At 72.0% G+C, this 10,140-nt stretch carries 8 protein-coding genes and 1 pseudogene; 6 read left to right on the top strand and 3 right to left on the bottom strand.

Going from position 1 to position 10,140, the window contains the following annotated elements:
- Positions 1-408: pseudogene (locus tag F9C41_RS33930) on the top strand (hypothetical protein); the annotation flags it as partial.
- A gap of 16 nt (positions 409-424) precedes the next feature.
- On the opposite strand, the gene F9C41_RS33925 reads toward F9C41_RS33930, so the two are convergent.
- Entirely contained in the window at positions 425-949 is a 525-nt protein-coding gene (locus tag F9C41_RS33925) for a GNAT family N-acetyltransferase (RefSeq protein ID WP_155390925.1), read from the bottom strand.
- A gap of 415 nt (positions 950-1,364) precedes the next feature.
- Between F9C41_RS33925 and F9C41_RS33920 the strand changes: the two genes are divergently transcribed.
- On the top strand, positions 1,365-3,719 hold the full coding sequence (locus F9C41_RS33920; protein ID WP_155390924.1) for a beta-xylosidase/alpha-l-arabinosidase: 2,355 nt from the start codon (positions 1,365-1,367) through the stop codon (positions 3,717-3,719).
- Between the two features lie 167 nt (positions 3,720-3,886).
- Here F9C41_RS33920 and msrA read toward each other — a convergent pair whose 3' ends face one another.
- Positions 3,887-4,543 (bottom strand): peptide-methionine (S)-S-oxide reductase MsrA, encoded by a 657-nt coding sequence (gene msrA / locus F9C41_RS33915; protein ID WP_155390923.1) that lies wholly within the window; start codon positions 4,541-4,543, stop codon positions 3,887-3,889.
- Positions 4,544-4,573: 30 nt separating this feature from the next.
- Between msrA and F9C41_RS33910 the strand changes: the two genes are divergently transcribed.
- Complete coding sequence (locus F9C41_RS33910; protein ID WP_155390922.1) at positions 4,574-5,710, top strand: cystathionine gamma-synthase; 1,137 nt, start codon at positions 4,574-4,576, stop codon at positions 5,708-5,710.
- Positions 5,711-5,814: 104 nt separating this feature from the next.
- Here F9C41_RS33910 and F9C41_RS33905 read toward each other — a convergent pair whose 3' ends face one another.
- Positions 5,815-6,438 (bottom strand): hypothetical protein, encoded by a 624-nt coding sequence (locus tag F9C41_RS33905; RefSeq protein ID WP_155390921.1) that lies wholly within the window; start codon positions 6,436-6,438, stop codon positions 5,815-5,817.
- Positions 6,439-6,552: 114 nt separating this feature from the next.
- Here F9C41_RS33905 and F9C41_RS33900 point away from each other — a divergent pair, with 114 nt between their 5' ends.
- From F9C41_RS33900 to ilvA, 3 genes are all read left to right on the top strand, one after another.
- Positions 6,553-7,926, top strand: a complete 1,374-nt coding sequence (locus F9C41_RS33900) for an amidase (RefSeq protein ID WP_155390920.1) — start codon at positions 6,553-6,555, stop codon at positions 7,924-7,926.
- A gap of 151 nt (positions 7,927-8,077) precedes the next feature.
- A complete protein-coding gene (locus F9C41_RS33895) occupies positions 8,078-8,860 on the top strand; it encodes a DUF4328 domain-containing protein (protein ID WP_155390919.1) in 783 nt (260 codons plus the stop codon).
- Positions 8,857-10,083: a threonine ammonia-lyase gene (gene ilvA / locus F9C41_RS33890; RefSeq protein ID WP_155390918.1), complete on the top strand. Its 1,227-nt coding sequence runs from the start codon at positions 8,857-8,859 to the stop codon at positions 10,081-10,083. The genes F9C41_RS33895 and ilvA overlap by 4 nt, the downstream gene beginning before the upstream one ends.
- The last annotated feature ends 57 nt before the right edge of the window (positions 10,084-10,140 follow it).

The following is a 10,140-nucleotide window of genomic DNA, read 5'->3' as shown; positions in this document are numbered from 1 at the left end:
GGGAACCCGCCCGGCGGCGCGAACGGCGGCGGGGCGAACGACGGCATGGCCGATCTGCAACCGGTCGACGACAAGCGCTACCTGCGCGGGGCTCAGGTCACCAACGCCGACGGCATCGTCGAGTTCACCACGGTCTGGCCCGGCTGGTATCGCGGCCGCACCGTGCACATCCACGCGATGGTGCACGTCAGCAACTCCCGGGTGCTGACCACCCAGCTGATGTTCGACGAGGCGCTCAACACGAAGGTGTTCGCGGCGGCGCCGTATGCGTCGCACACCGGGCGGGACACGTTCAACGACGGCGACGGCATCTTCCAGAACACCATGCTGCTGAAGGTCACCGAGGACGGCGACGGCCACCTCGCCGTGCTGGTGCTGGCCGCCGACTCGGACTCCAACGGCAGTTGAGCCGCGCGGCGGGCGATCAGGGGATCGGGCGGGCGTACCGCACGACCGGCACGTCCGCCGGGCCGATCGGGGTGGTGCGGGTGACGCCGTCGGCCGCCCAGCCGCCGCGCTCGTAGAAGCGCCGGGCCCGGGTGTTGTCGCTGACGACGTACAGCATCGCCTGGTGGTGGCCCAGGGCGGCGAACTCGGTCAGGCACGTGTTCATCAGCGCCAGCCCGATGCCCGAGCCGATCGCGTCCGGGTGGACGTGGATGGCGTTCAGCATTCCGGTGCCCGCCGGGGCCTGCTCCTGCGCCCCGGCCGGGCCCAGGTAGCAGAAGCCGAGCACGGTGTCGCCGCGTACGGCCAGGTACAGGCGGTGGGTGTCCGCCTCGGCGGCCCACCGCCGGGCCCATTTCTCCTGCTGGCACGCCACGGTGATCTCGGCCAGCTCCTGCGGCGTGAGCAGTTCCCGGTATGCCGACCGGCGGCTCAGCGCGTGCAGTTCGCCGATCGCGGCCACGTCCTCGGGCGTGCCGCCCCGGCGGATCGTCAGCGTCATGCCCGGCACGTTACTGGCTGGTCACGGCTCTGTCCGGCCCCGACCACGTCACCTTGATCACGGGGCGGGCCGCAGTCCGCCGGGGAGGTCCCCATGATCGCTCGACGTGCCGGGCACCTGTGCGTATCTTGAGCCGCCTTTCGCCCATCTGCCAGGCACATCGGGCGATCATGGGGCTTGCTTCCGGCCCGGAGGGAGGGTGGGGGTTCCGGAAGTGCGGGGACGCGGCTACGAAAGTTTCGGAACGCGTTTGCGGCCTCCGAATTCGACGGTGTGGGTGACAAAGTGGCTCGCAACCCTTGTCTGTACGCCGGATCAGGGTGCTAGGGTGCGATGGCTGATGCCTCAGCGGTGAGGTGTGAATACCGGAAACTACCGGAAGTTCAGTCATTCCGGGTGGAAGACAGGCAGGGCGATGTCGACCCACAAGGACGCCGCCACCGCGGCCGTGACCGGCCTCGGACCCGACGACCAGCCCTGGCGCGACGTGACGCGGCCGGTCGAGCGACGGGTCGACGACCTGATCCGCCGGATGACCCCGGCCGAGAAGATCGCCCAGCTCTACAGCGTGTGGCCCGGCGCGGGCTCGGACGGCGACGACGTCGCGCCATACCAGCAGGACATGGTCGAGGACGGGTTCGACTGGCAGACCCTGATCGCCGACGGGCTCGGGCAGCTGACCCGCCCGTTCGGCACCGCCCCGGTCAACCCCGCCGAGGGCATGGCCCGGCTGGCCGGCCTGCAGGAGGCGATCGTCGCGTCCGGACGGTTCGGCATCCCGGCCCTGGTGCACGAGGAATGCCTGACCGGGTTCACCACCCACGGCGCGACCATCTTCCCGACCGCGCTGGCCTGGGGCGCGACCTTCGACCCCGACCTGGTCGAGCGCATGGCCGCCGCGATCGGCCAGGGCATGCGCGCCGTCGGCGTGCACCAGGGCCTCGCCCCGGTGCTCGACGTGTCCCGCGACGCCCGCTGGGGGCGCACCGAGGAGACCATCGGCGAGGACCCGTATCTGGTCGCGACGGTGGGCACCGCGTACGTGCGGGGGCTGGAGTCGGCCGGGATCGTGGCCACGCTCAAGCACTTCGCGGGCTACTCCGCGTCCCGGGCCGGGCGCAACTTCGGCCCCGTCGCGATGGGACCCCGCGAGCTGGCCGACGTGATGCTGCCGCCGTTCGAGATGGCGGTGCGCGACGGCGGCGCGCGCTCGGTCATGCACTCGTACGCCGAGATCGACGGCGTGCCCGCCGCCGCCGACGGCAGGCTGCTCACCGACCTGCTGCGCGGCGCCTGGGGCTTCGACGGCACCGTGGTCGCCGACTACTTCGGCATCACCTTCCTGCACTCGCTGCACGGCGTCGCGGGCGACCTCACCGCCGCCGCCGGGCTCGCGCTGGCCGCCGGAGTCGACGTCGAGCTGCCGATCGTGCGCTGCTACGGGCGGCCGCTGGCCGACGCCGTGCAGGACGGCGCGATCTCGATGACGCTGGTGGACCGGGCGGTGCGCCGGGTGCTGCGGCAGAAGTGCGAGCTCGGCCTGCTCGACCCGGGCTGGACCCCGCCGCGCCCCGGCAGCGTCGACCTCGACCCGCCCGCCACCCGTGAGCTGGCCCGGCAGCTCGCCGAGCAGTCGGTGACGCTGCTGGCCGACGACGGGGTGCTGCCGCTGTCGCCGACCGCCTCGATCGCCGTGGTCGGGCCGCTGGCCGACGACGCCGACGGCATGCTCGGCTGCTACACCTTCCCGCGCCACGTCGGGCTGCACCACCCGGGCCTGCCGCTCGGCGTGTCCATCCCCACGGTGCTCGAATCGCTGCGCGCCGAACTGCCGAAGGCGACGCTCACCCACGCCGTGGGCTGCGCGGTCGACGGCACGGACACCGCGGACCTGGCGGCCGCCGTCGCGCTCGCCGAGCAGGCCGACGTCTGCGTCGTGGTGCTCGGCGACCGGGCCGGCCTGTTCGGCAAGGGCACCTCCGGCGAGGGCTGCGACGTCGGCGAGCTGCGGCTGCCCGGCGTGCAGGAGCGGCTGCTGGAGGCGCTGCTGGACACCGGGCGGCCGGTCGTCGCCGTGCTGCTGTCGGGACGCCCGTACGCCCTGGGTGCGTGGGTGGACCGGCTCGCCGCGATCGTGCAGGCGTTCTTCCCCGGTCAGGAGGGCGGGCCGGCGGTGGCCGGGGTGCTGGCGGGCCGGGTCAACCCGTCGGGGCGGCTGCCGATCGGCGTGCCGCGGCACCCGGGCGGGCAGCCCGCGAGCTACCTCATGCCGCCGCTCGGGCACGCCACCGAGGTGAGCACCGTCGACCCGACTTCGCTGTTCCCATTCGGCCACGGGCTGTCGTACACGAGCTTCGCGTGGGAGCCCGAGCCGCCGGCCGAGCAGGAGACGGCCTGCCCGACCGACGGGGCGGTGCGGGTGGCGCTGACGGTGCGCAACACCGGCGAGCGGGCCGGCACCGAGGTCGTGCAGCTCTACCTGCACGATCCGGTCGCCCAGGTCACCCGGCCGGTGCAGCGGCTGATCGGGTATGCCCGGGTGGCACTGGAACCGGGTGCGGCGCGGCGGGTGGAGTTCACCGTGCCCGCCGACCTGTCCGCGTTCACCGGCCGCGACGGGCGGCGCATCGTCGAGCCGGGCGACCTGGAGTTGCGGCTCGGCGCGTCCAGCGGCGACATCCGGCACACCGTGCGGGTGCGTCTGCACGGCCCGGAGCGCGTCGTCGGCCACCTGCGCAAGATGACCTCCGAGGTCGCCGTGACCGGGTGAGCCGATCTTCACCATCCATGCACGACTGATTCGCCGACCGTCTCCGACGGCCATCGCACAACGCCGTTGCCTCGGGACGGGGCGGCCGCTACGTTCTGGCGCGATCAACGCAGGCTGTGCCGGACGGGGGCACCCGTCCGGCACAGCCTGCCGGGTTGCGCAGCGGGTCAGGCGTCGGTCTTGGCGACGCCGATCGGGCAGCTCATGCCGTTGGGGCCGATGCCGCAGTACCCGTCGGGGTTCTTCGCGAGGTACTGCTGGTGGTAGTCCTCGGCGTAGAAGTAGTCCCCGAGCGTCGCGATCTCGGTGGTGATCTGGCCGTAGCCCTCGGCGGTCACCACCGGCTGGAACGCGTCGCGCGAGGCCTCGGCCTCCTTGAGCTGTTCCGGCGTGGTGGCGTAGATCGCCGACCGGTACTGCGTGCCGACGTCGTTGCCCTGGCGCATGCCCTGGGTCGGGTCGTGGTTCTCCCAGAACACCCGCAGGATCTCGGCGTACGAGATGACCTCGGGGTTGAAGACGATCTCCACGGCCTCGGTGTGCCCGGTGAAGCCGGAGCAGACCTCCTGGTAGGTCGGGTTCGGCGTGATGCCGCCGGCGTAGCCGACCGAGGTCGAGTAGACGCCGTCCAGCTTCCAGAAGAGGCGCTCGGCGCCCCAGAAGCAGCCCATGGCCACGACGGCCACCTGATAGCCCTTGGGCCAGGGGCCGGACAGCGGGGTGCCCAGCACGAAGTGCTCGGCCGGCGGCACGATCGGGGTGTCCCGGCCGGCCAGGGCCTCGCTGGCGTTGACGACATCGAGCTTCTTGTGGCGAAGGAACATGTCTCCAGTGTCCTCCTCTACGCTGGTGGAATGTCTTACGGGTTTGAAACGCTCGCCATCCATGCAGGCCAAGAACCGGACGAGCGCACCGGTGCGGTGATCCCGCCGATCTTCCAGACGTCGACCTACAAGCAGGACGCGGTCGGCTCGCCGCGGCTGGGCTACGAGTACTCCCGGTCCGGCAATCCGACCCGCGACTCCCTGCAGGAGTGCCTGGCGGCGCTGGAGGGCGGCTCGCGCGGGCTCACGTTCGCCAGCGGCCTGGCCGCCGAGGACACGCTCATCCGCACCGTGTGCAAGCCCGGCGACCACGTGATCATTCCCGATGACGCGTACGGCGGCACGTTCCGCCTGTTCGCGAAGGTGGCCGAGCGCTGGGGCCTGTCCTGGACCGCGGCCCGGATCTCCGACGTCGACGACGTGCGCGCCAAGATCACCCCGAACACGAAGATGGTCTGGGTGGAGACGCCGACGAACCCGCTGCTCGGCATCGCCGACATCGCCGGGCTGGCCGCGGTGTCGCGGGACGCACACGCGCTGCTGGTGGTCGACAACACCTTCGCCAGCCCGTACCTGCAGCAGCCGCTGGCGCTGGGCGCGGACGTGGTGGTCCACTCGACCACGAAGTACGTGGGCGGCCACTCGGACGTGGTCGGCGGCGCGCTGGTGCTCAACGACAAGGCGCTGGCCGACTCGTTGCAGTTCCACCAGAACGCGATGGGTGCGGTGAACGGCCCGTTCGACGCCTGGCTGACGCTGCGCGGGGTGAAGACCCTGGCCGTACGCATGGAGCGGCACTGCGACAACGCCGAGAAGGTGGCCGAGTTCCTGACCCGGCACCCGAAGGTCAAGCAGGTGCTCTACCCGGGCCTGCCCGAGCACCCCGGCCACGAGCTGGCCACCAAGCAGATGCGCCGGTACGGCGGCATGATCAGCTTCCGGATGGGCGACCCGGCGGCCGCCGAGCGGGTGTGCAACACGACCAAGGTGTTCACCCTGGCCGAGTCCCTGGGCGGCATCGAGTCCCTGATCGAGCACCCCGGCAAGATGACCCACGCCAGCGTCGCCGGCTCGGAGCTGGAGGTCCCCGCCGACCTCATCCGCCTCTCCGTAGGCATCGAAACCATCGACGACCTCCTCGCCGACCTGGCCACCGCCCTCGGCTGACCTTGGCGTGGAAAAGCGAAGATCGCTGTTTCCTGTCGGAACCTCGGGTTGAACCGCAGGTTCGACACGGGACAGCGATCTTTCGCTTTCCACGCCGGGAAGGGTCAGACGGGGCGGCCGGGTGGGAGGATGCGGTCGGCTTCGATGGAGTAGCCGTCGCCGTAGATGCGAAGTTTGTCGCCTTTGCAGGTGTAGCGGTCGGGCGTGATAGTGGTGCTGAGGTTCTCGCGGTCGCGGACGCTGCCGTTGACCTTCCACGTGGTGGTGCCCGTGGCGGACGCGTTGCTGTAGCTGATCATCTCGGCGTCGGCCTCGTAGTTCAGCCGGGTCGTGCCGTTGTGGATCACCTCGTACCGGTCGCCGTTGCGGGTGCCCGTGCGGGTGACCTTGTCCACGGTGACCAGGGTGCCGTCCGCGCCGTAGCTCAGCAGCGTGCCTGCCCCGGTCAGCTGCACGGTCACCCCGAACAGCTCGGCGCTGGAGGTGTATGACGTCTCGCGCCACTGTCCTATCAGGCACCGCGCGGGCGAGACCGGCGCCGGCGACGGCACCACGGCGACCGGGCTCGGCGACGGCGAGGCCGACGGAGACGGCGCGACGGGACCGGGCCGGGTCAGCAAATACGCGGCGGCGGCTCCGCCGAGGCACACCACGAGCGCGACGATCACCACGACCACGCCGACCACGATGGGCACGGTCCAATCGCGACGTTGCTGTTCCGGCTGCATCTGCCCAGCATCGCCAATGAATTCCGTTGCGGCAAGGCTCCTGTTGCTCACGTCGCGTCACCGCACTCCATACTGGAGCACCGGTTGTGGGTCTCGACGTGGTGGAGGAATGAGATGGCGGACACCTGGGTCGGCGCCACCGCAAAGCAGATCGCGCGGGCCGTGCGACGCGGTGACACGTCGGCGACGCAGGTCGTGGCCGATCACCTCGACTACCTGACGCACACCGACCCGGTCGTCGCGGCATTCCGCACGGTGCGTGCAGCAGAGGCGGCCGCCGAGGCGGAGAAGGTCGACGACCAGGGCGAGATGGGCAACCTCTCGCTGGCCGGGGTGCCGATCGCGGTGAAGGAGAACACCCCGGTCGCCGGGCTGCCGACGTGGCACGGCTCCGCGGGCGCGCGCCAGGCCGTGGCCGAGGAGGACCACGAATTGGTACGCAGGCTGCGCGGCGCGGGCGCGGTGGTGGTCGGCACGACCCGGATGCCCGAGCTGGGGCTGTGGGGCGTGACCGACGACGACAGCGCGGTGACCCGCAACCCGTGGGCGCTGGACCGCACTCCGGGCGGGTCCTCCGGCGGCTCGGCGGCCGCGGTCTCGGCGGGCCTGGTGCCGATCGCCCACGCCAACGACGGGCTGGGCTCCATCCGCATCCCGGCGGCCTGCTGCGGCCTGATCGGGCTCAAGCCGGGCCGGGGCGTGCTGCCGGTGAACCTGGGCGCCGACGCCTGGTTCGGCCTGGTCGAGCACGGCATGCTGGCCACCACGGTCGCCGACGCGGCGCTGGGCTTCGCGGTGCTGGCGGGGCGCACGCCGCAGCCGCTCAGCCAGCCGGGCCGGCTGCGCATCGCGGTGTCGCTGAAGTCGCCCGTGGCCGGGGCGGGCGCCGACGAGGCGAACCGGGCCGCCGTGAGCACCGCCACCCGGCTGCTGGCGGAGTGCGGCCACGACACCCTGACCGCCGACCCGGCGTACTCGACCTCGATCGGCCTGCGCGGTCTGGCGACCTGGTTCGCCGCGGCATACCGCGATGTCGAGGCGGCCGGGATCGAGCGGTGGAAGCTGCAGAAGCGCACCCGGCGGCACGTCGCCGTGGGTGGCTGGGCCTGGCGGCGCGGATACGTGCGCGAGCAGGACCGCAAGGAGTTCCGCGACGCCTGCCTGGACTTCTTCGTCGACAACGGGGTGGACCTGCTGCTCACGCCGGTGCTGGCCGGAGCGCCGCTGAAGGCCGGCGACTGGCACCGCCGAGGCTGGCTGACCAACGTGGTGGCCAACGTGCGCAACGCGCCGTTCGCCGCGCCGTGGAACATCGCCGGCTTCCCGGCGATGACCCTGCCCGTCGGGGTGCGCCCGGACGGCCTGCCCGCCACGGTGCAGCTGATCGGCCCGCCCGGCACGGAGCTGCTGCTGCTCGCGGTGGCGGGCCAGATCGAGCTGGCCGCGCCCTGGCGCAGGCACGCCCCGGGTTTCCCCCGCCCGAACTGAGCGGTCCCAGGGGCCGCGGCCGGCCCGACCCGCTGCGGCAGTCACGGATCGTGATGGTGGAGTCCGGTGTGGTCGGGGTTCACCTGGCCTGGGTGCCATCGGCACCTGCTGCTCGGTTACCCTCCGTGGGCCCTCGACCCTGGAGTACACCGTGCCCTGCCTTCACTGCTCCGCCGACAACCCGGCGACCGGGATCTACTGCCGTGCCTGCGGCCTGGACCGCACCGCTCCGTTGATCTGGCCGGAGGCGAAGGTGCACACCGTGCACGGCATCGGCCTGGCCGCAGTCGCCGCGGTGGTGGTCTCCACGGTGCTCACCGTGCTGGGCGTGATGCTGGCGCTGCTGCCCGAGGCCATGGCGGAGCAGGCCCAGGCCGACCGGGACACCGACCTGCTGCAGCAGGCCTACCTGGTCGAACTGGCGATCACCGGGGTGGACCTGCTCGGCATGCTGGTCGCGGGCGTGCTGGTGATCATCTGGCTGTTCCGCGCGCGGGTGAATCTCGACGCCTTCCCCGAGGCGCAGCCGGGTATGGCGGCGGGCTGGGCGATCGGTGGGTGGTTCGTCCCGTTCGCGAACTTCGTCGTCCCGTGCCGGGTGATGCACCAGGTCGCCTCCGCCAGCCTCCAGCACCGGCGGGTCGGGCTGTTCACCGGCCTGTGGTGGGCCGGGTACGTGGTGAGCTTGGCCACCTCGCAGGCCGCCGGCCGGATGGAGCCCGACACGAACACCTTCGCGGCGCATGTGGCCTACTTCGAGAACATGTTCATCTTCGGCCTGGTCGAGGCGGCGGGCACCGTGCTCGCCGGGTTCTTCCTGGTCAAGCTGATCCTGTCGATCAGCCGGGCGCAGACTGCGCGGATCGAGCGCGCCCGGGCGGCGCATGTCCCCGTTGTGCCCGCGGCCGTGCCGAGTGGCACGATCAGCGTGTGACACCTGAGCTGGTCAGCCTGGCCGACATCGAGGCGGCGCGCGAGCGCCTGCGGTCCGTCGTACGCACCACCCCGATCGAGCCGTGCCGGCCGTTGTCGGCCAAGCTCGGCGGGCCGACCTGGCTGAAGTGCGAGAACCTGCAGCGCGCGGGCTCCTACAAGGTGCGCGGCGCGTACGTGCGGATCTCGCGGCTCAGCGAGGAGGAGCGGGCGCGGGGCGTGGTCGCGGCGAGCGCCGGCAACCACGCGCAGGGCGTCGCGCTCGCGGCCGGGCTGTGCAAGACCAGGGCCACCGTGTTCATGCCGATGGGCGCGCCGCTGCCGAAGGTCGCCGCGACCAAGGGGTATGGCGCGCGGGTCGAGTTCGCCGGCAACACCGTCGACGAGGCGCTGGTCGCGGCGCAGGAGTTCGCCGAGCGCACCGGTGCGGTCTTCATCCACCCGTTCGACCACCCGGATGTGATCGCCGGGCAGGGCACGGTCGCGCTGGAGATCCTGGAACAGCGCCCGGACGTGCAGACGATCATCACCGGCATCGGCGGCGGCGGCCTGATCTCCGGTCTCGCCGTGGCCGCGAAGGCGCTGCGCCCGGACATCACGATCATCGGCGTACAGGCGGCCGGCGCGGCCGCGGTGCCGCCCGCGCTGCGGGCCGGACGGCCGGTGCGCATCCCGAGCGTGGCCACGATCGCCGACGGCATCGCGGTCGGCCGCTGCGGGGACCTGACCTTCGCGCACATCAGCAAGCTCGTCGACGAGGTCGTCACCGTCACCGACGAGGAGATCTCCCGCGCCCTGCTGATGCTGCTGGAGCGCGGCAAGATGGTCGCCGAGCCGGCCGGCTCGGTCGGCGTGGCCGCCCTGCTGGCAGGCCACGTGCAGGTCAAGACCCCGGTCGTGGCCGTGGTGTCGGGCGGCAACATCGACCCGTTGCTGATGCTGCGCGTCATCGAGCACGGCCTCAGCGCCGCCGGCCGCTACCTGCACGTCAACGTCCGCTGCGCCGACCGCCCCGGCCAGCTCGCCGCCCTGCTCACCCTGATCGCCGAGCAGCGCGCCAACGTCCTCGACGTGGCCCACCAACGCCACGACCCCCGCCTGCACCTGGGCGAGGTCGAGGTCGAACTCTCCGTGGAGACCCGCGGCGCCGAGCACTCCGACCAGCTCGTCAGCGCCCTCCGCGCCGCCGGCTACCAGGTCGACGTCGACACCCCGTTCCACTGAACCCCACCACCGCGACGATCTTGCGTGGCGTGTGGGTGCGACACGGGTGATTCGGAC

The organism is Catellatospora paridis (assembly GCF_009720365.1).
GTDB lineage: Bacteria > Actinomycetota > Actinomycetes > Mycobacteriales > Micromonosporaceae > Catellatospora > Catellatospora paridis.
This window is presented reverse-complemented; position numbering and strand designations above follow the sequence as displayed.